The organism is Crenobacter sp. CS_VA4 (assembly GCF_055597485.1).
The window spans coordinates 22,826-44,479 of the sequence record NZ_JBVMAE010000027.1; the positions used below are offsets into that span (position 1 = coordinate 22,826).

Here is a 21,654-nt window from a genome sequence, read left to right on the forward strand (position 1 = left end):
TTAGTTTTCTTTGCCAAACTTCATATAAGAAGGTGCATCTCTTCCTGTATTGAACAGTAAATCAAGAATGGTTACATAATGGTTGAACTCGCCCCAGAGTTGAGGGTATTCTTTGTAGTCAGAATAATCGTACCATGTGAGTTTAATTGCACTATTTAAAAAACATGTTTCGTCGATATAGTCTTTGGCGGCAGGCCCAGATATGTATTCATTGGCTCCTGCCTGTTGGCAAATGTCCGCCAGTCGTGTGGTTTTTCCTACTTCTAATAGTTGGTAATCCCAAGAGTAGCTAATTTTTGTGGGTATTTTCAGGAAAGAGCATACTGTTTCTATGAACGTTCTATTTAGCAATGATAAATTAGTGTGCGGGTGCTCAGTGTATAAAGGCTTAAATATCTCTGCGACTTCTTCAAAATGTGGCGCGCGGCGATAGTTGTTCTCAATTGTTCGCCAGTGATCTTTTTGCCAGCGAGTGTCGGAAAGCTCGACATCGCGTATCCGTCTTTTAATGTTGCTCCCGGCTGGAATTGTTATCCATTCAGTCCCTTTTGGAGTCTTGATTTTGTTGCGATTGCGCCAGTCATTCTTTGTGTATTGCATATCGTCATATATTACAAACTCATCGACCGCTGCAATTAAGTCGAAATATCCTTTCCACGGGATATAGTTTGACTGAAGGATAGCGATTTTTTTCTGTTTCATGAGATGAGGGTTATAAGTAAGTTTCCGCTGCCTTAAATGCTTGCCCAAATGAATCTCTATTGGACAAAATAGGCAGTCCTGATAAAGGCCATTTGATTGCTAGAGCTGCATCAGACCATAGAATGGTACGCTCACCATCCGGGTGCCAATATTCAGTCGATTTGTAATGTAGATCTGCCGTGGGTGATAGCACATAAAAGCCATGAGCAAACCCTTCCGGTATCCACAGCTGATAGTGATTTTCAGCTGAGAGAATACCGCCGACCCACTGACCGAATGTGGGTGAGCTCTGCCGTAAATCGACCGCAACGTCAAAGACTTCACCCTCTGTGACACGAACCAGTTTGCCCTGCGGTTTGCCTATTTGGTAATGGAGGCCACGCAATACCCGGTGCACTGAATGCGAGTGATTGTCCTGCACAAAAGCTACCGGGCGGCCTAACTGTTGCTCAAATTCGCGTTGGTTGAAGCTTTCCAGAAAATAGCCACGCTGGTCGTGATGCACCGTGGGTTCGATCATCAGTACGTCAGGAATGGCCGTCGGAATTAGCTTCATAGTTACGCTTAATGGGGGCTGTCGAGCAATTGCCGCAAATAGCGACCGTAGCCGGTTTTACTCAAGCGGTCGGCGTGCTCAGCCAACGTTGCATCGCTGATCCAGCCGTTGCGCCAGACGATTTCTTCCGGGCAGCAGACTTTAAAGCTCTGACGGGTTTCGATGGTGTGAATAAATTGGCTGGCTTCCAGCATCGATTCGTGCGTGCCGGTGTCTAGCCATGCGTAGCCGCGCCCCAGCCGCTGGACGTCAAGCTTGCCTTGCTGTAGATAGGCGGCGTTGACGCAGGTGATTTCCAATTCGCCTCGATGGGATGGCTTGACCGCTTTGGCGATGTCGACAACTTGAGAGTCATAAAAATACAGGCCGGTAACGGCATAACGCGATTTGGGTTGCTGCGGTTTCTCTTCCAGGCTGACCGCGCGGCCAGTGGCGTCGAATTCGACTACCCCGTAACGCTCCGGGTCGTGCACTGGGTAGGCAAACACCGTGGCACCGTCTGGCTTAGCGTCGGCGACCCTGAGGGTGCCGCCCAGGTCGTGGCCGTGAAAGATGTTATCCCCCAATATCAATGCCGACGGGTGGCCATCAATGAACGACTCGCCGAGAATAAAAGCCTGGGCCAGGCCGTCGGGGCTCGGTTGCACAGTGTATTGCAGGTTGATGCCCCACTGGCTGCCGTCACCGAGCAATTGTTCGAAGCGCGGCGTGTCCTGTGGGGTGGAGATGATCAGGATGTCGCGGATGCCCGCCAGCATCAGGGTACTGAGCGGGTAGTAGATCATCGGTTTGTCGTAGATCGGCAGCAGTTGTTTGCTGACCGCAAGAGTCGCCGGGTAGAGGCGGGTGCCGGAGCCGCCGGCGAGGATGATGCCTTTGCGTTTCATGTTCTTTGCGATGCCTATCGATTTCAGTCGTTCAGTTGCACAAACACGTAGCCGACTCCTTGCTGCCAAGTGGGCAGGGTCAGATCGAAGGTTTTGCTCAACTTGTCGCAGTTCAGTCGCGAGTTGGCCGGCCGTGGCGCAGGCAAGGGGTAGCCGCTGGTCGGGATCGGCTGAATGACGTCGGGGTGCAGAGCCAGTTCCAAACCGGCCTGTTCGGCCAATGTCACTACATGGCGGGCATAGTCGTACCAGCTGGTGCTACCTGATGCCGTCAGGTGGTAAGTGCCGAATGGGAATCCGGCCGGCTGCTGTAGGTAACGCCCCAAGAGCTGAGAAGTTACATCCGCGATCAGCGCGGCCGAGGTTGGGGCGCCGATTTGGTCGGCGACGATCGACAGGCTGGTGCGCTCCTTGGCCAGGCGTAGGATGGTCTTCAGGAAGTTGTTGCCATGGGCGCCGACCACCCAGCCGGTGCGCAGGATCAGTTGGCGGCAGGCACTGGCACGGACCGCCTGTTCGCCTTCCCATTTACTTCGGCCATAGACCGATTGCGGATTGGAGGCGTCGTCTTCGACATAGGCACCATCTTTCTCGCCGTCGAACACGTAGTCGGTCGAGTAATGCACCAGCAGTGCATCGTGCTGGGCCGACCAGTCGGCCAACAGCGCTGGGGCGGTGGCATTGATTGCCATCGCGGCAGCCTGCTCGGTCTCGGCCCGATCCACGGCGGTGTAGGCTGCCGGGTTGACGATGATGTCGGGCTGGAACTGCGTGAGTACCGCGGCGATGTTGGCCGAATCGGTCAGATCCAGTTGTTGGCGGTCGCAGGCGATAACCTCGCCCAGTGGCGCCAGCGCCCGTTGCAACTCGAAACCGACCTGGCCGTTGGCCCCGGTGATCAGGATGCGGGTCATGATCAGGCTCCGTAGTGGGTGGCTACCCAGTCGCGGTAGGCGCCGCTGGTGACGTTGCCGATCCATTCTGGGTTGTCCAGATACCAGGCGACGGTCTTGCGGATGCCTGTGTCGAAGGTCTCGGCCGGCTTCCAACCCAGTTCGCGCGCGAGCTTCGTCGCGTCGATCGCGTAGCGGCGGTCATGACCGGGGCGATCCTGCACGAAGGTGATCTGGCTGGCGTAGCGTTCGCCGTCGGCGCGCGGGCGTAGTTCGTCGAGCATGGCGCAGATGGTGTGCACCACTTCGAGGTTGGGCTTTTCGTTCCAGCCGCCGACGTTATAGGTCTCGCCGAGTCGGCCGGCTTCCAGCACGCGGCGGATCGCGGCGCAGTGGTCTTTTACGTACAGCCAGTCGCGCACCTGCTGACCGTCGCCGTAGATCGGCAGCGGTTTGCCGGCCAGCGCATTCAGGATCACCAGTGGGATCAGCTTTTCCGGGAAATGGTAAGGGCCGTAGTTGTTCGAACAGTTGGTGGTCAGCACCGGCAGGCCGTAGGTATGGTGCCAGGCGCGCACTAGATGGTCGGAGGCGGCCTTGGACGCCGAGTACGGGCTGTTCGGCTCGTAGGTGTGGGTTTCGGCGAACGGCGCATCGTCGGCCGACAGGGTGCCGTACACCTCGTCGGTGGAGACGTGCAGGAAGCGGAACGCCTGCTTGGCCTCACCCTCCAGCTCATTCCAGTAGCCGCGCACCGCTTCGAGCAGATTGAAGGTGCCGACCACATTGGTCTGGATGAACTCACTCGGGCCGTGGATCGAGCGGTCGACGTGGCTCTCGGCGGCAAAGTTGATCACCGCGCGCGGGCGGTGTTCGCTCAACAGCCGTGCCACCAGCTCACGATCGCCGATGTCGCCACGGACGAAGTGATGGCATGGGTCGTCTTTGAGTGTGGCCAGGGTATCGAGGTTGCCGGCGTAGGTGAGCTTGTCGAGGTTGAGCACCGGCTCGTCGGAGCCGGCCAGCCAGTCGAGTACAAAGTTGCCGCCAATGAAGCCGGCGCCGCCGGTGACAAGAATCATCTATCGCTATCCTGTGATACGAAGTGTGTGTTTGAAATCGAGGTGTATTTTACGGAAAGCCGGCCGGATTGTTGCTCTGCCACTGCCAGCTGCTTTCGCACATCTCCTTCAGGCCGCGTTCGGCCTTCCAGCCAAGTAATCGCTCCGCCAGCGCCGGATCGGCGTAGCAGACGGCGATATCGCCGGGACGGCGCTCGACCTGATCGAAAGGGACGCTCCGGCTGCTGGCTTGTTCAAAAGCCTTGATCATTTCAAGCACGGAATAGCCCTGGCCGGTGCCGAGGTTGACGGTAAGCAGCCCGTCGGTCGACAGGGCCTGGAGTGCTTTCAGGTGCCCCAATGCCAGATCAACCACGTGGATATAGTCGCGTACCCCGGTACCATCCGGTGTCGGGTAGTCGTTGCCGAACACCTTAAGCCGGGGCAGCTTGCCGATCGCGACTTGGCTGACGAACGGCATCAGGTTGTTCGGGAGGCCGTTCGGGTCTTCGCCGATCTGGCCGCTCTCGTGCGCGCCGACCGGATTGAAGTAGCGCAGGATCGCGATGCGCCAGTCCGGTTCGGCCTTGATCAGGTCGCGCAGTATCTCTTCGATGATCAGCTTGCTGCGACCGTAAGGATTGGTGGCCGAGAGCGGAAAATCTTCCAGGATCGGCACCGCGTGCGGGTCGCCATACACCGTCGCCGACGAGCTGAACACGAACTTCTTCACCCCGTGCCGGCGCATCGCCGCCAGCAGCGTCAAGGTGCCGGTGACGTTGTTGTCGTAGTACTCGAGCGGCTTGGCGACCGACTCGCCGACCGCCTTCAGTCCGGCGAAGTGGATCACCGCGTCGATCGGGTAGCGGAATACCGCATCCAGCGTCTCCGCGTCGCGGATGTCGCCCTCGACGAACTGCAGCGTCTTGCCGGTCAGTGCCTGCACCCGACGCAGCGACTCGGCCTTGCTGTTGCTCAGGTTGTCGAGCACGACCAACTCGTGGCCGGCGTTCAGTAGCTCGAGGCAGGTGTGCGAGCCGATATAGCCGGCGCCGCCGGTGACCAGAATCATTGCTGTTGCATCCCGTACTCGTTGCAGAGTCTGCCATTTTCGCACAGTTCCGCGCCAAGATTAAGTAGGGTTCATGCCATGGGGGTTTTGGCTGTTGATGCGGAGGTTGGCTGACATGGCTGCCGCGGTCCAATGCACTACGATCAAGGCAGGGCAAGGTTTTGCGGCGGGTCGGGGGTTGGTCTTGAAAACTGTCGGCGAAATACCACGCCGGCTGTTGCTTGTCTGATCTTGGTCAGCAAATACCGGTATCGACTTGCCTAGCATCGTGGCCTTTGTAAGCGGTCGGCGCGGGCATCGGCAACGATTTTTCTGAAATGCAATTCCGCTGGGTGGAAAATGTCGCGATTTTGTAATTTCATTGCGCTTTAGCAAAACTCGTGCTTTAGAATTAGGCGGATTACGTCCGTATGGCTGATGCGTCCCACGGTCGTTCGCTACAACCATTACTTGCTACTTATTGAAAGGGAAACCATGCAGATCGCCATTGTGGCCGAGCGCGTGGCCAACGAGACGCGCGTCGCCGCGACGCCGGAAACGGTGAAGAAACTCGTGGGTCTCGGGCACTCGGTGGTGGTGGAAAAAGGCGCCGGTGTGGCTTCGGCCGTGCTGGACGCTGCCTACCAGGACGCGGGCGCAACGTTGGCCGACAGCCGTCAGGCGGCGCTGGCCGCCGGCGACATCGTGCTGAGCGTGCGCGCGCTGCCGGCCGACGACATCGCCGCGCTAAAGGACGGCGCAGTGCTGATCGGTATGCTGGCGCCGTATAGCAACCCGGACCTGCCCAAGCTCGCTGCCAAGAAGGTGTCGGCGTTCGCGCTGGAGCTGCTGCCGCGCACCACCCGTGCGCAGTCGATGGACGTGCTGTCCAGCCAGAACAACATCGCCGGTTACAAGGCGGTGCTGCTAGCGAACCAATACTACCCGCGCTTCATGCCGATGCTGATGACCGCGGCCGGTACGGTGAAACCGGCGCGGGTGTTGATCCTCGGCGTCGGCGTGGCCGGCCTGCAGGCGATCGCGACCGCCAAGCGCCTCGGCGCGGTGGTCGAGGCGTTCGACGTGCGCCCGTCGACCAAGGAGCAGGTCGAGTCGCTCGGCGCGAAGTTCGTCGAGGTGCCGATGACCGACGAGGAAAAGGCGGCCAGCGACGGCGTGTATGCCAAGGAAATGTCCGACGACTACAAGCGCCGTCAGGCCGAGCTGGTCGACAAGCACGCCAAGGCTGCCGACATCGTGATCACCACCGCGCTGATCCCGGGCAAGCCGGCACCGCGCCTGCTGTCCGCCGCGACCGTGGCGGCGATGAAGGCCGGCAGCGTGATCATCGACATGGCGGCCGAATCTGGCGGCAACGTCGAATCGACCCGCTGTGGCGAGGTGCTGCGCACCGACAACGGCGTGACCGTGGTCGGCACGCCGAACCTGCCGGGCCTGATGGCTGGCGACGCGTCGGCGCTGTACGCCAAGAACCTGCTGACCTTCCTGAGCCTGATGCTCACCAAGGAGGGCTTCTCGATCAACCTGGAAGACGAGCTGCTCGCCGCCACGCTGGTGACGCACGCCGGCGAAGTGCGCTTCGGCCAGTCGGCCGCCGCGCCGGCGCCTTCCGCTGTCCCGACCACCGCCTAAGCCGGTGCGGTTGAACGAATTCAGGAGAGTTTCATGGTAGTAGATCCGTTTATCACCAGTCTGACCGTGTTCGTGCTGGCGGTGTTCGTCGGTTACCACGTGGTGTGGAACGTCACCCCGGCGCTGCACACCCCGCTGATGGCGGTGACCAATGCCATCTCGGGCATCATCATCGTCGGCGCGCTGCTGCAGGTCGTCGACATCAACGGCGCGCAGATCACGCTGACCTCGGTGCTCGGTGCGATCGGCATTTTCCTGGCGAGCATCAACATCTTCGGTGGCTTCCTGGTCACCCAGCGCATGCTCGACATGTTCAAGAAGAAGAAAAAATAAGGACGCCCAGCCATGCAAAACATTTCTGCCATTCTTTATCTGGTCGCGGCGGTGCTGTTCGTCCTCGCGCTCAAGGGGCTGTCGTCGCCGACCTCGGCGCGCCGCGGTAACACCTTCGGCATGGTCGGCATGCTGATCGCGGTGGTCACCACGCTGATGATCATGGACAAGCCGATCTGGGCGCTGCTCGGCGGTGCGATCGCCGCCGGCGCGCTGATCGGCACCTGGAAGGCCAAGACCGTCGAGATGACCGGCATGCCGGAACTGGTCGCCGCGATGCACTCGCTGGTCGGCCTGTCGGCGGTGCTGATCGCGGTCGCCGCGATCTTCCACACCGGTCAGGAACACACGCCGGTGCAGAAGGTCGAGCTGTTCATCGGCGCCTTCATCGGCGCGATCACCTTCACCGCGTCGGTGATCGCCTACGGCAAGCTGTCCGGCAAGTTCGGCTCCAAGGCGGTGTCGTTCGGCGGTCAACATCTGTTGAACCTGCTGCTGGCGATCGCCATGGTCGGCTTCGGTGCCGCCTACTTCACCACCGACAGCCACGCCGCCTTCCTGGCGATGGTGGCGGTCGCGCTGGTGCTCGGCGTGACGCTGATCATCCCGATCGGCGGCGCCGACATGCCGGTGGTGGTGTCGATGCTGAACTCGTACTCGGGCTGGGCGGCCGCCGGTATCGGCTTCACGCTGAACAACCCGGTGCTGATCATCGCCGGCGCCTGCGTCGGCTCGTCCGGTGCGATCCTGTCGTACATCATGTGCCGTGCGATGAACCGCTCGATCGTGTCGGTGCTGCTCGGCGGCTTCGGCACCGAGACGGCGGCCGGCGGCGCGGCCGCGTCGGGTCCGAAGAACTACAAGTCCGGTTCGGCCGACGATGCGGCGTTCCTGATGGGCAACGCCGACAGCGTGATCATCGTGCCGGGTTACGGCCTGGCGGTGTCGCGCGCCCAGCACGCGCTGCAGGAATTCGCCGACAAGCTCACCGAGAAGGGCGTGACCGTGCGTTACGCGATCCACCCGGTGGCCGGCCGGATGCCGGGCCACATGAACGTGCTGTTGGCCGAGGCCGAGGTGCCGTACGAGCAGGTGCTGGAGATGGAGGAGATCAACTCCGACTTCTCCAACACCGACGTGGTGCTGGTGATCGGCGCCAACGACGTGGTGAACCCGGCGGCGCAGAAGGACAAGGCGAGCCCGATCTACGGCATGCCTATCCTCGAGGCGTACAAGGCGCGCACCACCATCGTGGTGAAGCGCTCGATGAACGCCGGTTACGCCGGTCTCGACAACGAGCTGTTCTACATGGACAAGACGATGATGGTGTTCGGCGACGCGAAGAAAGTGGTCGAAGACCTGGTGAAGGCCGTCGAGCACAGCTGATCACCGACCGCGTTTTCCTGATCTTGATAGCCGCCCCGCCCGGGGCGGCTTTTTTCTTGTGCTTCGGCCAACCTTGCCGCCCACGGCAAACTGGTCGGCCGGCGCTCGCTGGAGCGCGGCTTAGCTTGGGCGAACGGGTGGTCACCCCGGTAATTACCACGTCATCGGGTGTATACTGCCGGGCTGCCCGCGGCCGACCCGGCCCAGCGGGGCGTTTCGGGTGTGCAGCCAACCTGTGCGCCCGCTTTCCCTCCCCCAAGGATGTTCTCGATGGAAATCCTGGTCTTTCTGGGTGGTATTGCCTTCGTCTCCGGCCTGATCGACGCCGCGGTCGGCGGCGGCGGGCTGGTGCAGATCCCCGGCCTGTTCAACCTGTTGCCCAATCTGCCGCCGGCCACGCTGTTCGGCATCAACAAGTTCGCCTCGGTGTCCGGCACCGGCATGGCCACCCGCCAGTACCTGCGCCGGGTCAGGCTGCCGTGGGCGCTGATCCTGCCGGCGGCCGGCTTCGCGTTCGCGTTCTCGTTCGCCGGTGCCACCGCGGTCAGCTACATCCCGGTCAAGGTGATGAAGCCGCTGATCTTCATGCTGTTGATCGGCATGGCGATCTACACCTTCATCAAGAAGGACTTCGGCAGTCTGCACAAGCCGAAGGAGATCACCCGGCGCGAGCGGGTCAACGCGGCCTTGCTCGGCGCGGCGATCGGCTTCTACGACGGCCTGTTCGGCCCGGGCACCGGCAGCTTCCTCGCCTTCCTGTTCATCCGCTTCTTCGCCTTCGACTTCCTGCACGCCACCGCGTCGGCCAAGGTGGTGAACATGGCGACCAACATCGCCGCGCTGTCGTTCTTCATCCCGGCCGGCCACATCGTCTGGGCGTGGGCGATCCCGATGGCGGTGTGCAATATGGCCGGCGGCATGCTCGGCGCGCGCTTGGCGATCCACGGCGGAGTGAAGCTGATCCGTGTGCTGTTCCTGATCCTGGTGACGGTGCTGATCGGCAAGTTCGGTTACGATCTCTTTATTGTTAATTAGTTTTATCTAATATTGTGATATTTACGGTTGCGCGTGCATAATGAAGCTCGTGTCCTGCGTGTTTCAGAAAGGAGCAACAATGCAAAAACGCTATTCCGTCCTGCTGGCCGCGCTGGTGGCCGCCCCGGCCATGGCCTTTCCGAACCTGATAGGAACCCAGTGGGAGCAGGTGTCGCCGAAGGTCGAAGGCCGTGCGCCGACCATCGCGTTCGAGCCGGGCAAGATGACCGGCTTCTCCGGCTGCAACCGCTATGTCGCCACCTCCAACGCCGAAGGCAAGACCGTGGTCGCCGGTACCAAGATGATGTGTCCGCCGCCGGCGATGCAGACCGAGGCGGCGTTCCTGAAGATGCTCGAGAGCCATCCGCGGCTGATGCCGGACGGCCGGGCGCAGAACCTGAAGATGGTCGCCGCCGACGGCGCCACCTACCAGTTCAAGCGTGTCGCTGCAGCCGGGTCGACCGCTCCGGGCGGGGCCGCCAAGCAGCCGGCGGCCGGTGAAGCGACCGCCGGCGAGCAGTACCTGTACGTCGGCCCAGAGCGCCAGAGCTGCAGCGCCGGCGCCGGCAAGATGGAGTGCCTGCAGGTGCGTCGCAGCGCCGACGAGCAGTGGCAGAACTTCTACGGCCGCATCGAGGGCTTCGAGCCGCAGCCGGGCGTGAGCTACTACGTCAAGGTGAAGGCCATCCCGGTCGCGAATCCGCCGGCCGACGCGTCGAGCGTGCGCTACGTGCTGGAGCGCGTGGTGATGTCGCAGAAGGTCGAGCGCACCGTGACCCCGGCGCCGTAAGCGCCATCGGCCGTTCGGCCAACGAAAAACCGCCCCGAGGGGCGGTTTTTTCATGCCGGCGCGAGACCGTCGATTAGGGCAGTTGCGGAGCGTCCGCCAGCGGCGCGACGTCCTTGCCGCCGAGCACCGCACGCATCCGGTCGCGGTCGAGCGCCTTTTCCCAGGCCGAGATCACCACCGCGGCGACGGCGTTGCCGGTGATATTGGTCAGCGAGCGGCATTCGCTCATGAAGCGGTCGATGCCGAGGATCAGCACCATGCCCGACACCGGGATGGTCGGCACCACCGCCAGCGTCGCCGCCAGCGTGATGAAGCCGGCGCCGGTCACGCCCGAGGCACCCTTCGAGGTCAGCATCGTCACCGCCAGCAGTGTCAGCTGCTGCGTCAGCGATAGGTCGGTGTTGGTCGCCTGTGCGATGAACAGCACCGCCATCGTCATGTAGATATTGGTGCCGTCGAGGTTGAACGAATAGCCGGTCGGGATCACCAGCCCGACCACTGACTTGCTGCAGCCGAGGTTCTCCAGTTTGTCCATCAGCTGCGGCAGCGCCGACTCGGACGAGCTGGTGCCGAGCACAATCAGCAGCTCTTCCTTGATGTAGCCGATGAAGCGGAAGATGTTGAAGCCGACGTACCAGGCGATGCTGCCGAGCACCACCACCACGAACAGGATCGCGGTCAGGTAGAAGGTGCCGACCAGCTTCGCCATCGGGATCAGCGAGCCGAGACCGTACTTGCCGATGGTGAACGCCATCGCGCCGAAGGCGCCGAGCGGGGCCAGCTTGGTGATGATGCGCACGATGCCGAACAGCACGTGGGCGATCTTGTCGAACAGCTGCGTCACCGGCTCGCCGGTCTTGCCCATCGCCGACAGGCCGGCGCCGAACAGGATCGCCACCAGCAGGATCTGCAGGATGTTGCCGTCGGCGAAGCCGCTGAACAGCGTGTTCGGGATCAGGTGCATCAGGAAGTCGACCAGCGTGTCGCCGTGCTTGGCCTGGCTGGTGTACTGGCTGATCGCGCCGGTGTCGAGGTGCGCCGGGTCGACGTTGAAGCCGGCGCCCGGCTGCAGCAGGTGGCCGGCGGCCAGGCCGATCAAGAGTGCGAAGGTCGACACCACTTCGAAGTACAGCAGTGCCTTGCCGCCGACGCGGCCGACCTGCTTCATGTCGTGCATGCCGGCCATGCCGGTGACCACGGTGCAGAAGATGATCGGGCCGATGATCATCTTGATCAGCTTGATGAAGGCGTCGCCGAGCGGCTTGAACTTCACCGCCAGCTCCGGCGCGAAGTGGCCGAACAGAATGCCGACGACGATCGCGAAGATCACCTGGACATACAGGATTCGGTAGAACGGTTGCTTCTTCGTCATGGTTGTTGCGCTCCTTCAGGAACGTCCTGTGCAATTGTTGAGATTTCCGCAGCCGGTGTGACGGAGCTGGTGGCAGGGCCCTGCCTCTGTCGGGCGGGTGGCTGCCGGCACTGCCGAATGGCAGGTTCAAGGGCATCATAAGAGTCGAGCAAACACTCGACAGTTGGTGTTTTCCCTAATCCGGTGCGCGGGGTGCACCGGATCGGCGCAAGTTGGGCAGGCGGCGCGCCAAACAAAACAGGCTGCCCGTGGGCAGCCTGTTGGTGACTAGCTTGGCCGAACGCTCAGCCGGCCATGATCGCCTCGACCTCGTCGGCGCTCTTCGGGATCGGCTCGCCGAGCACGCGGCTGCCGGTCTCGGTGACCAGCACGTTGTCCTCGATGCGGATGCCGCCGAAGTCGCGGTACTCGTCGAACTTGACGTAGTCGATGTACTGGTAGAACTTGCCCTCGGCGCGCCAGGCGTCGATCAGCGCCGGGATGAAGTAGATGCCCGGCTCGACGGTCAGCACCATGCCGGCCTTCAGCGTCTTGCCCAGCCGCAGGTAGCCGAGGCCGAACAGCGGGCTGCGCTCGAGCTCGTCGCCGTAGCCGACCAGGTTTTCGCCCAGCCCTTCCATATCGTGCACGTCCATGCCGATCTGGTGGCCCAGGCCGTGCGGGAACGCGATCGCGTACGCGCCGGAATTGACGATCTCGTCGGTGTCGCCGTGGAAGAAGCCCAGCGCGCGCATCTGCTCGACCATCACCCGCGCCGACAGCTTGTGCACGTCGAAGTAGCGTACGCCGGCACGCAGCGCATCGATCGCCGCCAGCTGCATCGCCAGCACCGTGTCGTACAGCGCGCGCTGGCGTTCGCTGAACTTGCCGCCGACCGGGATGGTGCGGGTGATGTCGCTGGCGTAGCCGCCGCCCGAGGTACAGCCGGTGTCGTTGACCACCAGGTCGCCGGTTTCCAGCATCTGGTCGTGGCGGTGGTTGTGCAGCACCTCGCCGCGGCGCGAGAAGATCGACGGGTAGGCCAGCTGCCAGTCGCGGCGGCGCATGATGCCTTCCATGATGCCGACCACCTCATGCTCGACCACGCCCGGGCGGGCGGTGCGCATCGCGGCGATGTGCATCTCGCGGGTCACCGCCAGCGCCGCTTCCATCTCGGCGATCTCTTCCGGGCCCTTGATCTCGCGCAGCGCCACCACCGCGCGGGTCAGCTCGGCCGAGTAGCCGCCGTTCACCTCGGCCGGCTGCACGGCTAACAGGCGTGCCAGCTCGATCTGCGTCTCGCCGCGGTACGGCAGCAGGTAGTGCACGCGGCGGCCGGCGGCGCGCGCTTCGGCCAACGCCGCGGCGAGCTCGGCGTACGGGCGGGCATGCGACACGCCGACCGTTGTACCGCGCTCGGCCAGGCTCGGCAGCGGGCCTTCCCAGACGATGTCGTCGACTTCCGGCTCGATGCCGTACAGCGTCGCCTCGCCGCTTTGCGCGTCGATCAGGCCGGCCAGCTTCGGCTCGTCTAGGCCGAAGAAGTAGCGGAAGCTCGAATCCTGGCGGAACGGGTAGGTGTTGTGCAGGTAGTTCATCGGCGCCTCGACGTTGCCTACGAACAGCAGCAGGCCGTCGAGGTCGGTGGCGGCGAGCGCGGCACGGCGCGCGGTGTAGATGTCGGCGGAAAACATGGGGCAGTTTTTCCTTTTCTCTCTTGTGGACAGCGCGGCGGCGGGTGGATCGTGGCCGCACCGGAAAATTGTATACAGTCGCCTAATGTACACCGCGCGCCTGGGGATGACTATCCGTGTCCGACTTGTGACGTGGGCGTAGCGCGGCGGCATGTGCTGTCAGCGTAGCGCTCCGCTGGCCGATCTGCCCGGCGGGGCGACGCACTTGGCTTGTCTGTTATTCGTCTGGGCAGCTGGCTGTCGCGTCGCCGCCGCAACGGCGTCCGGATTGCGCCGTATCAACAGTGATCCGGTTCCGATTTTTATTCAATCGTGATATGGTGAAATGGCTGAAAAATCAGTGGTTTGCACGATGGTCGCAGACGATTTTCAGACTTCCTGGCGCCACTATTTGGCCTTTCCAGTTTGCCGCTATGTTAGGTCTGTAGGGCCCGAATCAGCTTCTCCTGAGGGTGATTTCCCCCGGGCCGTTTTTCTCCTGCCCCGTTATTTCGTTGATTCCATCGGCATTTGTGTGCGTTATTGCATGGATTACATGGTGAATATCCATGCGTGATGTCATCTCTCGCCTTTTTCCTAGAGGTCAGTATGTGGCCGGTGTCGGTGAGCGTGGAATGGGCGCCGCGAGGAGAAGGGCGAGGAGTGACAGCGGGGAAAGAGGGCGCAGGCCGGCGGCCCGCGCCGAAGCGAGAGTCAGCGGCTCAGAGCTCCGACCACATCCGCAGCAGGTTGTGATAACTGGCGGTCAGCGCGACCAGCTCGTCACCGTCGCCGTGGCGCTGGCGCAGCGCCGAGATCGCCATGTCCATGTCGAACAGCAGGCTGCGGCGGGCGTCGTCGCGGATCATGCTCTGCGTCCAGAAGAACGAGGCGAGGCGGGCGCCGCGCGTCACCGGCTCGACCCCGGTGCAGGCTGGTCGACGGGTAGAGCACCAAGTCGCCGGCCGGTAGCTTGACGCTGTGCAGGCCGTAGCTGTCCTCGACGATCAGCTCGCCGCCGTCGTATTCATGAGGCTCGCTGAAGAACAGCGTGCACGACACGTCGGTGCGGATCCACTCGCCGCTGTGCGGGTGGCGGCGCAGCGCGTTGTCGACGTGGTTGCCGAAGTTCATGCCGCCCTGGTAGCAGTTGAACAGCGGCGGGAACACCGTCTTCGGCAGGGCGGCCGAGAAGAACAGGTCGTGGCGCTTTAGCGCATCGAGCACTAGCTGGGCCAGCTGCTGTGCTGCCGGACTGTCTTCGGGTAGTTGCAGGTTGTGCTTCACCTTGGCCGACTGGCTGCCGGAGGTGACGCGACCGTCGGCCCAGTCGGCGGCGGCCATCAGGGTGCGGGCGTGCGCGACTTGTTCCGGCGTCAGCACGTTGGGGATGTGGAGCAGCATGGGGTTTCCTTGGTTGGGGACGGCCTGTGGCCCGCTTGGAAAACGGTGTCGTTCACCGGGGCGCGGGCGTTCGGCCAACCTTGCAACGTTGGCCGAACGCCCGCCGCCGGTGCAAGGCCGGCGGCGGCGGGGACTCAGTACTTGAAGCCGACGGTCAGCTGCGCCTCGCGCGGCGTGCCGAACTGAGCGTGGCCCGGGTAGGCGCCGTCGTAATAGGTCTTGTTGAACAGGTTGTTCAGGTTCAACTGCACCAGGTAGCGGCGGGTCTCATAGCCGACCATCGCGTTGGCGACGGTGTACGCCGGCAGGTAGTTGGTATTGGCCTCGGACACGTAGCGTTTGCCGACATAGTTCAGCCCGCCGCCGACGGTGAATTCGTCGGTCAGCTTGTACGTGGTCCACAGATTGGCGGTGACGTTCGGCGTGTTGCGCGGCCGCTTGCCCTCGGTGCCTACTTGGCCGGTGCCTGCCGGCGCCGCCTTGTCGACCTTCGACTGCATATACGTGGTGCCGGCGAAGATCTCCCAGCGTTCGGTCAGCCGGCCGGCGCCTTCCAGCTCGATGCCGTCGGTGTGACGCTTGCCGGACAGCACGATGATGCCCGGGGTGAGCGGGTCGGTGTTGCGCTCGTTGGTCTTCTCGATGCGGAACAGCGCGGCGCGCAGGCTGGCGTCGCCGTCCATCAGCTCCCACTTGGCGCCGATCTCGATGTTCCGGTTCTTTTCCGGGTCGACCTTGGCCGAGGCGGTGTCGAGCGAGTAGGTCTCGCCGGACGGGTTGAACGAGGTGCCGTAGCTGGCGTAGTAGCTCTGGCTGACATCCGGCTGCCAGATCAGGCCGGCGCGGTAGCTCCACACCCGGTCGGTGCGGCTGGCATCGAAGGTGCGGCTCGGGTCCGGGTTGAGCGCGCCGTTGGCGAGGAAGCCGCGGGTCTGGTAGTCGCCGTCGAAGCGGTCCCAGCGCACGCCGAGCACCGCCTTCCACTGCGGCGTCAGCTCCAGCGTGTCCATCGCGTACAGGCCGACGTCGGTCGCGTTGAAGCGGGTGGTGCTGGTGGTGACCCTGTCTTGGTTGACGAAGTCGCCCGGGTTCGGGCTGCCGACCGTGGTGTTCGGCGGCGTGTTCTTCAGCGCGTAGCGGCTGGAGTCGGATTTCTCCGAAGTCAGCTCCATGCCTGCCAGCACAGTGTGCTTTACCGTGCCGGTGTCGAACTGGGTGACCAGGTCGGTCTGGTTGTTCCACGACTCGTCGACACCGCTGCGCGGCGGCTTGGTCCGGTGCATCACCGTGCTGTCGGTGACCGGCACGCCGGCGCTTACCCCCTGCAGGCGCGGCGCGGTCGGCGACAGGTCGCGCCAGAAGCGGTTGTAGCGCAGCTGGTTGGTGAGGGTGCTCTTGTCGCTGAGCCTGTAGCTCAGCTTGGCGGTGGCGATGTCGGTACGGGTCTTCTCGAAGTCGCTGTCGAAGCCGTAGAACTTCTTGCGGTCGACGTTGAGCGGGCGCAGCGTGTTCGGGTCGTAGGGCACGCCGTAGTCGGGCACGTTGTCCTCTTCCATGTGGAAGTACGACAGCGTCAGGGTCAGCGGCTCGCCCAGGCCGAACGCCACCGACGGTGCGACGCCCCAGCGTTTCTGCTTCGCCGGGCCGCGGTCGCTGCCGTCCTCGGTGCCCATCAGGTTCAGCCGTACCGCGCTGGTGTCGCCGAGCGCCTGGTTGATGTCGGCGGTGACGCGGTAGAAATCGTTGGTGCCGACGGTCAGGTTGCCCTCGAGCTTCTCGCCGGCGTACGGGGTCTTGCCGACCTGGTTGACCACGCCGCCGGTCGAGCCGCGGCCGAACAGCATCGAGCTTGCGCCCTTCAGCACCTCGACGCGCTCGTCGTTGAACGGGTCGCGGTTGTACTGGCCGACGTCGCGCATGCCGTCGAGGTAGGTGTCGGTGGTGGCGGCGAAGCCGCGGATCACGATGTTGTCGCCGCTGCGGCCGGCCTCACCGGCGGTGAAGGTCAGGCCCGGCACGTTGCGCAGCGCGTCCTTCAGCGTCGCGACGCCCTGGTCGTCCATCAGCTGGCGGGTCACTACGTCGACCGACTGCGGGATGTCCTTGAGTTTCTGGTTGGCTTGCCGATCGAGCTGGTCTCGGCCTTGTAGGTGCCGCGTTGCGCGGCCTCGCCGACCACCTCGACGCGGCTCAGTTCGGCGCTGTCGGCGAACGCCGGGGCGGGCGAGAGCGCGGCGGCCATCAGGCCGATCGCCGGGTAGGCGATGCGCTTGCGGTGACGGATGGAGGAGGAATGCTTCACCGAGGAAAGCATGGTTTTCCCTTTTTGAGTTGTTGACGGACGGACGAAATCACGCCGCCCGTCACCAGGGGTGCGGGCGGTCTGTTATGGCAATACGGGGTAGGGGTGGAGCCCGGCGTCTGACGCGCCGGTTAGGAAGCCGCTAAAATCTGCTGCGCATTCCGGATGCTTCGTTGGGCGGTGCTCGAAATCCTCATGGACATCGAGTCCACTCCGGTTTCTGCGCTCCGTCCGCCTCGCCTGCGGAATGCTCGCGACGGTTTTAGCGGCTCCCTTCTTTTAGCGGCCGGGCGCCTCGGTGACGAAGCCAATGCGCGACACGCCGGCCTGCTGTGCCTTGGCGACCGCCTGCGCGACCGCGTCGTAGCGGGCGTCCTTGTCGGCGGACAGCGCCAGCGTGATCTCCGGGTTGGCCGAAGCGGCCGCGGCGAAGCGTTCGGCCAACTGGGCGGGCGCGACCGGCTGGTCGTTCCAGTGGTAGTCGCCCTGGGCGTCGATCACCAGCCGGATCGTGTCCGGCTTCTCGGTGTGGGCGGTGGCGGCGGCGCGCGGCAGGTTGACGCGCACCGCGTTGGTCAACAGCGGCGCGGTCACGATGAACACCACCAACAGCACCAGCATCACGTCGACCAGCGGCGTGGTGTTGATCTCGGCCATCGGCGCCGCGCTATCCTTCTCGAAACTACCGAACGCCATGGCCGGCCTCCGGGGCGGTCAACAGCTGCGCATGCAGGTCGTGGGCGAAGTGGTCGAGCTCCTGGCCGATCACCCGGTTGCTGCGGGTCAGCGCGTTGTAGGCGAGCACCGCCGGGATCGCGGCGGCGAGGCCGGCGGCGGTGGCGACCAGCGCCTCGCCGATCGGGCCGGACACGGTGCCGATCGACACCTGGCCCTGCAGGCCGATGTGCACCAGCGCGTTGTAGATGCCCCACACCGTGCCGAACAGGCCGACGAACGGCGCGGTCGAGCCGACCGAGGCCAACAGCGTCAGACCCGATTCCAGCCGGCCGGTCTGCTGCGCCAGGCCCTTGCGGATCGCCCGGGTCAGGAACACGTCGAGCGTGCACGAGTCGCCGAGGCCCTTGTGGGCGTTGGCGTGGTAGTGCCGCACCGCGGTCAGGCCCTGACGCGCCAGCGCGGCGATCGGGGCGTCGGAATCGGCCACCGCCGACTCGGCGCTCTTCCAGTCGCTGGCGGCCCACACCGCCTGTTCGGCCTGACGGTTGCCCTGGCGCACGCGCCAGGCGTGCACGCCGCGGACCAGGATCAAATACCAGGTGGCGATCGACATCGCGATCAGGATCATAAATACCGTCACGAGAACGGCGTCGCCTTGGTGGAATACGGTCAGCAGGTTCATGGCTTAGGGTTACGTAGAGTGAAGTCCACCGAGAAGGTGTAGGTAAACGGGATCGGCTCGTTGCCGCGGCGGGCCGGGTTGAAGCGCCAGCCCTTCACCGCGGTGACCGCGGCGCGGTCGAGACGCGGGAAGCCGCTCCCCTTGGCGACCGATACGTCGGTCGGGTTGCCGTCGACGCCGATCTGCGCGCGGATCCGCACCGAGCCCTCCTCGCCCATCTCGATCGACAGCGGCGGGTAGGACGGACGCGGCGTACTGGCATAGCCGCCGACCTGGGTCGGCGGCGTCACCGGGCCCTCGCGGGCCGGGGCATCGCTGCTGTTGCCATTGGCCGGACCGGCTTTCTGCGGGCTGTCGCTGTGCTCGCTGGCACTGCTCTTACTCTGGGCAGGCGGCGTCGGGGCCGGCGTGCTCGGAGCGACCGGCGCGGTCACGCTCTTGGCCATCGCCTTCTCGAGCGGTTTCGGTGTCGGTTTCTCGACCGGCTTAGGCTTGGGCGGTGTCGGCTGTTTCGGCGCCGGTGCGGCCTTCGGCGCGGACGGTGTCGGCTGCGGGGTGCCGAGTGCCGGCAGCGAGACCAGCGCCAGGCTCGTCTGCGTCGGCGGCATCACCGGGGTCTGGCCGAGGCGGCTGAGCGGGAACAGCGCCGCGCCATGTAGCGCGGTCACGCCGAGCAGTACGGCAAAGTGGGGGGCTCGGAAATTCATGATGAGAACAATAATACAAACTATTCTCATTTTTGAACAGACTAGGCACGGCATTGTGCCGTGTCAATCGCGCTCGACCGTTGCCTGGTCAGGCTCGTCAGGCGCCGCCACCGCCGGGCGCTTGTAATCGCGTTCATCGTCGCCATATCGGCAAAGTGGCCGCACGCAACGGCATGCCGGCCGCTTTTTTCATCTGGAGTTGATACGACTATGCAGCAATTCGACGGCACCACCATCGTCTCCGTCCGGCGCGGGCAGCATGTGGCGCTGGGCGGCGACGGCCAGGTCACCCTCGGCAACATCGTGATCAAGGCCAGTGCGCGCAAGGTGCGCACGCTCCACGGCGGCAAAGTGCTCGCCGGGTTTGCCGGCGGCACCGCCGACGCCTTCACCCTGATCGAGCGCTTCGAAGCCAAGCTGCAGAAGCACCAGGGCAATCTGGTGGTGGCGGCGATCGAGTTGGCCAAGGACTGGCGCACCGACCGTGCGCTGCGCCGCCTCGAGGCGATGCTGATCGTCGCCGACATCGACAGCACCCTGATCATCACCGGCAATGGCGACGTGCTCGAGCCCGAGCAGGGCATCGCCGCGATCGGCTCCGGCGGCGCTTACGCCCAGGCGGCGGCGCGCGCGCTGTTCGATAACACCGACCTTCCCCCCGAGGTGGTGGTCAAGAAGTCGCTGGAGATCGCCGGCGATATCTGCATCTATACCAACCATAACCACGTGATCGAAACGCTCACCCCGAGCGACATCCTGGCGTAAGGTTGGCCGAAACATTCGGGCCGGCGCCACGGGCGCGGCCCCTCGCACGAAGGGCAGTCCCCATGTCCATGACACCGCAAGAAATCGTTCACGAACTCGACAAGCACATCATCGGCCAGCGCGACGCCAAGAAGGCGGTCGCCGTCGCGTTGCGCAACCGCTGGCGCCGCCAGCAGGTGGCCGAGCCGCTGCGCCACGAGATCACCCCGAAGAACATCCTGATGATCGGTCCGACCGGCGTCGGCAAGACCGAGATCGCCCGCCGCCTGGCCCGCCTCGCCAATGCGCCGTTCATTAAGATCGAAGCGACCAAGTTCACCGAGGTCGGTTACGTCGGCCGTGACGTCGACACCATCATCCGCGACCTGATGGAAACCGCCATCAAGGACGCGCGCGACGCGGCGATCAAGAAGAACCGCCACCGCGCCGAAGACGCCGCCGAGGATCGCATCCTCGACGTGCTGCTGCCGCGCGCACACAAGGCCGGCTTCTACGGCGAGCCGGCGCCCGAGGAAAAGGCCGAGGACAGCGCCACCCGCCAGAAATTCCGCAAGATGCTGCGCGAGGGCAAGTTCGACGACAAGGAAATCGAGATCGACGTCGCCGCGCTGCCGGCGCAGATGAACATCATGGGCCCGCCGGGGATGGAAGACTTCACCAGCCAGCTGCAGTCGATGTTCCAAGGCATCGGCGCCGGCCAGAAGAAGACCAGCAAGATGAAGGTGCCCGACGCGCTCAAGCAGATGATCGACGAAGAGGCCGCCAAGCTGGTCAACGACGAGGACACCAAGGCCGACGCGCTGAAGAACGTCGAGCAGAACGGCATCGTGTTCCTCGACGAGATCGACAAGATCACCGGCCGCAGCGACGGGGCTTCGGCCGACGTGTCACGCGCCGGCGTGCAGCGCGACCTGCTGCCGCTGATCGAAGGCACCACCATCTCGACCAAGTACGGCATGGTCAAGACCGACCACATCCTGTTCATCGCCTCTGGCGCGTTCCAACTCTCCAGGCCGTCCGATCTGATTCCGGAACTGCAGGGCCGTCTACCGATCCGCGTCGAGCTGGGCAGCCTCAGCATCGACGACTTCAAGGCAATCCTGACCAGTACCGACGCCTGCCTGACCCGTCAGTATCAGGCGCTGCTGGAAACCGAGGGGGTCGAGCTGGTGTTTGCCGATTCCGGCATCGAACGGCTGGCCGAGATTGCCTGGCGGGTCAACGAGAAGACCGAGAACATCGGTGCTCGTCGTCTCTATACGGTGATGGAGAAGCTGCTCGAGGAGGTCTCGTTCGACGCCAAGGCCGGCCGCGTCGAGATCGACGCCGCCTACGTCGATAGCCGACTCGGCGAAGTGGCGCAGAGCGAGGACCTGGCGCGCTACGTGCTGTAACGGTTCGTCTCTATATATATAGAGAGAGCAATCTTAGTTAGATGAAAGCTTGGCCGAACGGCAGTTCGGCCAAGCTTTTTGCTTTTCGGGGTAATAGAACAGGGTTAACGGCCGGGATTTCAGGGCCGGTTCCGGGCTGAAACGACCGCCGGTGGCGGGTCTGCGGCGGGTCATTAACGATTTGTGCAAACAGTCGAATTTCATATTCTGTTGCAGATCATAGGTTTGGGTGATGTGGTGATTGGTTCGTGGTGTTTTCTTGGATTTTCTTCGCGAAAAGGTGTTGACGGAGGCAGGGCGGCTCGGTATAGTTCGCCTCCTCTGCTGCTGACACAGCGAAACGAAGCCAGT

The 21,654-nt window shown here is 63.4% G+C and carries 23 protein-coding genes and 1 other RNA gene; 8 read left to right on the top strand and 16 right to left on the bottom strand.

All coding sequences use genetic code 11. The features are described from left to right. From ACZ2IA_RS18695 to galE, 6 genes are read right to left on the bottom strand one after another with little or no spacing between them, the layout of a single operon-like run. Positions 1-702: a WbqC family protein gene (locus ACZ2IA_RS18695; RefSeq protein ID WP_470294107.1), complete on the bottom strand. Its 702-nt coding sequence runs from the start codon at positions 700-702 to the stop codon at positions 1-3. Positions 703-712: 10 nt separating this feature from the next. Beyond that, positions 713-1,258 carry a dTDP-4-dehydrorhamnose 3,5-epimerase gene (gene rfbC, locus ACZ2IA_RS18700; protein WP_470294108.1) on the bottom strand — a complete coding sequence of 182 codons (546 nt, stop codon included), beginning with the start codon at positions 1,256-1,258 and terminating at the stop codon, positions 713-715. Positions 1,259-1,266: 8 nt separating this feature from the next. Further along, on the bottom strand, positions 1,267-2,145 hold the full coding sequence (gene rfbA, locus ACZ2IA_RS18705; RefSeq protein WP_470294109.1) for a glucose-1-phosphate thymidylyltransferase RfbA: 879 nt from the start codon (positions 2,143-2,145) through the stop codon (positions 1,267-1,269). Positions 2,146-2,168: 23 nt separating this feature from the next. Beyond that, positions 2,169-3,059, bottom strand: coding sequence for a dTDP-4-dehydrorhamnose reductase (rfbD, locus tag ACZ2IA_RS18710; RefSeq protein WP_470294110.1), 891 nt, complete (start codon positions 3,057-3,059; stop codon positions 2,169-2,171). 2 nt (positions 3,060-3,061) lie between these two features. Continuing rightward, positions 3,062-4,120 (bottom strand): dTDP-glucose 4,6-dehydratase, encoded by a 1,059-nt coding sequence (gene rfbB / locus ACZ2IA_RS18715; RefSeq protein WP_470294111.1) that lies wholly within the window; start codon positions 4,118-4,120, stop codon positions 3,062-3,064. A gap of 49 nt (positions 4,121-4,169) precedes the next feature. Then, on the bottom strand, positions 4,170-5,171 hold the full coding sequence (galE, locus tag ACZ2IA_RS18720; RefSeq protein ID WP_470294112.1) for a UDP-glucose 4-epimerase GalE: 1,002 nt from the start codon (positions 5,169-5,171) through the stop codon (positions 4,170-4,172). Positions 5,172-5,645: 474 nt separating this feature from the next. Here galE and ACZ2IA_RS18725 point away from each other — a divergent pair, with 474 nt between their 5' ends. From ACZ2IA_RS18725 to ACZ2IA_RS18745, 5 genes are all read left to right on the top strand, one after another. Next, complete coding sequence (locus tag ACZ2IA_RS18725; protein WP_470294113.1) at positions 5,646-6,803, top strand: Re/Si-specific NAD(P)(+) transhydrogenase subunit alpha; 1,158 nt, start codon at positions 5,646-5,648, stop codon at positions 6,801-6,803. Positions 6,804-6,836: 33 nt separating this feature from the next. Then, on the top strand, positions 6,837-7,136 hold the full coding sequence (locus tag ACZ2IA_RS18730) for a proton-translocating transhydrogenase family protein (RefSeq protein WP_470294114.1): 300 nt from the start codon (positions 6,837-6,839) through the stop codon (positions 7,134-7,136). A gap of 12 nt (positions 7,137-7,148) precedes the next feature. After that, positions 7,149-8,522 (top strand): NAD(P)(+) transhydrogenase (Re/Si-specific) subunit beta, encoded by a 1,374-nt coding sequence (locus ACZ2IA_RS18735; protein WP_470294115.1) that lies wholly within the window; start codon positions 7,149-7,151, stop codon positions 8,520-8,522. A 270-nt stretch (positions 8,523-8,792) separates the two neighbouring features. Next, on the top strand, positions 8,793-9,557 hold the full coding sequence (locus ACZ2IA_RS18740; protein ID WP_495849313.1) for a sulfite exporter TauE/SafE family protein: 765 nt from the start codon (positions 8,793-8,795) through the stop codon (positions 9,555-9,557). A 79-nt stretch (positions 9,558-9,636) separates the two neighbouring features. Next, complete coding sequence (locus tag ACZ2IA_RS18745; protein ID WP_470294116.1) at positions 9,637-10,347, top strand: DUF4377 domain-containing protein; 711 nt, start codon at positions 9,637-9,639, stop codon at positions 10,345-10,347. A 73-nt stretch (positions 10,348-10,420) separates the two neighbouring features. On the opposite strand, the gene ACZ2IA_RS18750 is transcribed toward ACZ2IA_RS18745, so the two are convergent. The 6 genes from ACZ2IA_RS18750 to ACZ2IA_RS18775 form a co-directional block, all read right to left on the bottom strand. Further along, a complete protein-coding gene (locus ACZ2IA_RS18750; RefSeq protein WP_470294117.1) occupies positions 10,421-11,719 on the bottom strand; it encodes a dicarboxylate/amino acid:cation symporter in 1,299 nt (432 codons plus the stop codon). A 284-nt stretch (positions 11,720-12,003) separates the two neighbouring features. Then, entirely contained in the window at positions 12,004-13,392 is a 1,389-nt protein-coding gene (locus tag ACZ2IA_RS18755; RefSeq protein WP_470294118.1) for an aminopeptidase P family protein, read from the bottom strand. Positions 13,393-14,093: 701 nt separating this feature from the next. After that, complete coding sequence (locus ACZ2IA_RS18760; protein ID WP_470294119.1) at positions 14,094-14,195, bottom strand: hypothetical protein; 102 nt, start codon at positions 14,193-14,195, stop codon at positions 14,094-14,096. Next, positions 14,155-14,775, bottom strand: a complete 621-nt coding sequence (locus tag ACZ2IA_RS18765) for a Fe2+-dependent dioxygenase (protein ID WP_470294120.1) — start codon at positions 14,773-14,775, stop codon at positions 14,155-14,157. Before ACZ2IA_RS18765 ends, ACZ2IA_RS18760 begins: the two co-directional genes overlap by 41 nt. A gap of 134 nt (positions 14,776-14,909) precedes the next feature. Then, positions 14,910-16,853, bottom strand: a complete 1,944-nt coding sequence (locus ACZ2IA_RS18770) for a TonB-dependent receptor (protein WP_470294121.1) — start codon at positions 16,851-16,853, stop codon at positions 14,910-14,912. After that, on the bottom strand, positions 16,853-17,089 hold the full coding sequence (locus ACZ2IA_RS18775) for a hypothetical protein (protein WP_470294122.1): 237 nt from the start codon (positions 17,087-17,089) through the stop codon (positions 16,853-16,855). Before ACZ2IA_RS18775 ends, ACZ2IA_RS18770 begins: the two co-directional genes overlap by 1 nt. Positions 17,090-17,272: 183 nt before the next feature. Here ACZ2IA_RS18775 and ACZ2IA_RS18780 point away from each other — a divergent pair. Continuing rightward, positions 17,273-17,348, top strand: a non-coding RNA gene (locus ACZ2IA_RS18780) — sX9 sRNA. A gap of 8 nt (positions 17,349-17,356) precedes the next feature. Here ACZ2IA_RS18780 and ACZ2IA_RS18785 read toward each other — a convergent pair. From ACZ2IA_RS18785 to ACZ2IA_RS18795, 3 genes are read right to left on the bottom strand one after another with little or no spacing between them, the layout of a single operon-like run. Continuing rightward, positions 17,357-17,773, bottom strand: a complete 417-nt coding sequence (locus ACZ2IA_RS18785) for an ExbD/TolR family protein (RefSeq protein WP_470294123.1) — start codon at positions 17,771-17,773, stop codon at positions 17,357-17,359. Then, positions 17,760-18,437: a MotA/TolQ/ExbB proton channel family protein gene (locus ACZ2IA_RS18790; RefSeq protein WP_470294124.1), complete on the bottom strand. Its 678-nt coding sequence runs from the start codon at positions 18,435-18,437 to the stop codon at positions 17,760-17,762. The genes ACZ2IA_RS18785 and ACZ2IA_RS18790 overlap by 14 nt, the downstream gene beginning before the upstream one ends. After that, positions 18,434-19,144: an energy transducer TonB gene (locus ACZ2IA_RS18795; RefSeq protein ID WP_470294125.1), complete on the bottom strand. Its 711-nt coding sequence runs from the start codon at positions 19,142-19,144 to the stop codon at positions 18,434-18,436. Before ACZ2IA_RS18795 ends, ACZ2IA_RS18790 begins: the two co-directional genes overlap by 4 nt. 210 nt (positions 19,145-19,354) lie before the next feature. Here ACZ2IA_RS18795 and hslV point away from each other — a divergent pair, with 210 nt between their 5' ends. Next, positions 19,355-19,909: an ATP-dependent protease subunit HslV gene (gene hslV, locus ACZ2IA_RS18800; RefSeq protein ID WP_470294126.1), complete on the top strand. Its 555-nt coding sequence runs from the start codon at positions 19,355-19,357 to the stop codon at positions 19,907-19,909. 62 nt (positions 19,910-19,971) lie between these two features. Continuing rightward, positions 19,972-21,303 carry an ATP-dependent protease ATPase subunit HslU gene (gene hslU, locus ACZ2IA_RS18805; protein WP_470294127.1) on the top strand — a complete coding sequence of 444 codons (1,332 nt, stop codon included), beginning with the start codon at positions 19,972-19,974 and terminating at the stop codon, positions 21,301-21,303. A 33-nt stretch (positions 21,304-21,336) separates the two neighbouring features. Here hslU and ACZ2IA_RS18810 read toward each other — a convergent pair. Next, the coding region (locus ACZ2IA_RS18810; protein ID WP_470294128.1) for a hypothetical protein at positions 21,337-21,654 on the bottom strand (318 nt) is incomplete at its 5' end.

Coding starts and splice junctions, on each gene's coding strand:
- rfbB (WP_470294111.1), bottom strand. CDS start 4,120: ATGATTCTTGTCACCGGCGGCGCCGGCTTCATTGGCGGCAACTTTGTA.
- ACZ2IA_RS18785 (WP_470294123.1), bottom strand. CDS start 17,773: ATGGCGTTCGGTAGTTTCGAGAAGGATAGCGCGGCGCCGATGGCCGAG.
- rfbA (WP_470294109.1), bottom strand. CDS start 2,145: ATGAAACGCAAAGGCATCATCCTCGCCGGCGGCTCCGGCACCCGCCTC.
- rfbD (WP_470294110.1), bottom strand. CDS start 3,059: ATGACCCGCATCCTGATCACCGGGGCCAACGGCCAGGTCGGTTTCGAG.
- ACZ2IA_RS18790 (WP_470294124.1), bottom strand. CDS start 18,437: ATGAACCTGCTGACCGTATTCCACCAAGGCGACGCCGTTCTCGTGACG.
- hslV (WP_470294126.1), top strand. CDS start 19,355: ATGCAGCAATTCGACGGCACCACCATCGTCTCCGTCCGGCGCGGGCAG.
- ACZ2IA_RS18775 (WP_470294122.1), bottom strand. CDS start 17,089: ATGCTTTCCTCGGTGAAGCATTCCTCCTCCATCCGTCACCGCAAGCGC.
- hslU (WP_470294127.1), top strand. CDS start 19,972: ATGTCCATGACACCGCAAGAAATCGTTCACGAACTCGACAAGCACATC.
- ACZ2IA_RS18725 (WP_470294113.1), top strand. CDS start 5,646: ATGCAGATCGCCATTGTGGCCGAGCGCGTGGCCAACGAGACGCGCGTC.
- ACZ2IA_RS18740 (WP_495849313.1), top strand. CDS start 8,793: ATGGAAATCCTGGTCTTTCTGGGTGGTATTGCCTTCGTCTCCGGCCTG.
- ACZ2IA_RS18755 (WP_470294118.1), bottom strand. CDS start 13,392: ATGTTTTCCGCCGACATCTACACCGCGCGCCGTGCCGCGCTCGCCGCC.
- ACZ2IA_RS18730 (WP_470294114.1), top strand. CDS start 6,837: ATGGTAGTAGATCCGTTTATCACCAGTCTGACCGTGTTCGTGCTGGCG.
- ACZ2IA_RS18760 (WP_470294119.1), bottom strand. CDS start 14,195: ATGGCGATCTCGGCGCTGCGCCAGCGCCACGGCGACGGTGACGAGCTG.
- ACZ2IA_RS18795 (WP_470294125.1), bottom strand. CDS start 19,144: ATGAATTTCCGAGCCCCCCACTTTGCCGTACTGCTCGGCGTGACCGCG.
- ACZ2IA_RS18750 (WP_470294117.1), bottom strand. CDS start 11,719: ATGACGAAGAAGCAACCGTTCTACCGAATCCTGTATGTCCAGGTGATC.
- rfbC (WP_470294108.1), bottom strand. CDS start 1,258: ATGAAGCTAATTCCGACGGCCATTCCTGACGTACTGATGATCGAACCC.
- ACZ2IA_RS18765 (WP_470294120.1), bottom strand. CDS start 14,775: ATGCTGCTCCACATCCCCAACGTGCTGACGCCGGAACAAGTCGCGCAC.
- ACZ2IA_RS18735 (WP_470294115.1), top strand. CDS start 7,149: ATGCAAAACATTTCTGCCATTCTTTATCTGGTCGCGGCGGTGCTGTTC.
- ACZ2IA_RS18695 (WP_470294107.1), bottom strand. CDS start 702: ATGAAACAGAAAAAAATCGCTATCCTTCAGTCAAACTATATCCCGTGG.
- ACZ2IA_RS18745 (WP_470294116.1), top strand. CDS start 9,637: ATGCAAAAACGCTATTCCGTCCTGCTGGCCGCGCTGGTGGCCGCCCCG.
- galE (WP_470294112.1), bottom strand. CDS start 5,171: ATGATTCTGGTCACCGGCGGCGCCGGCTATATCGGCTCGCACACCTGC.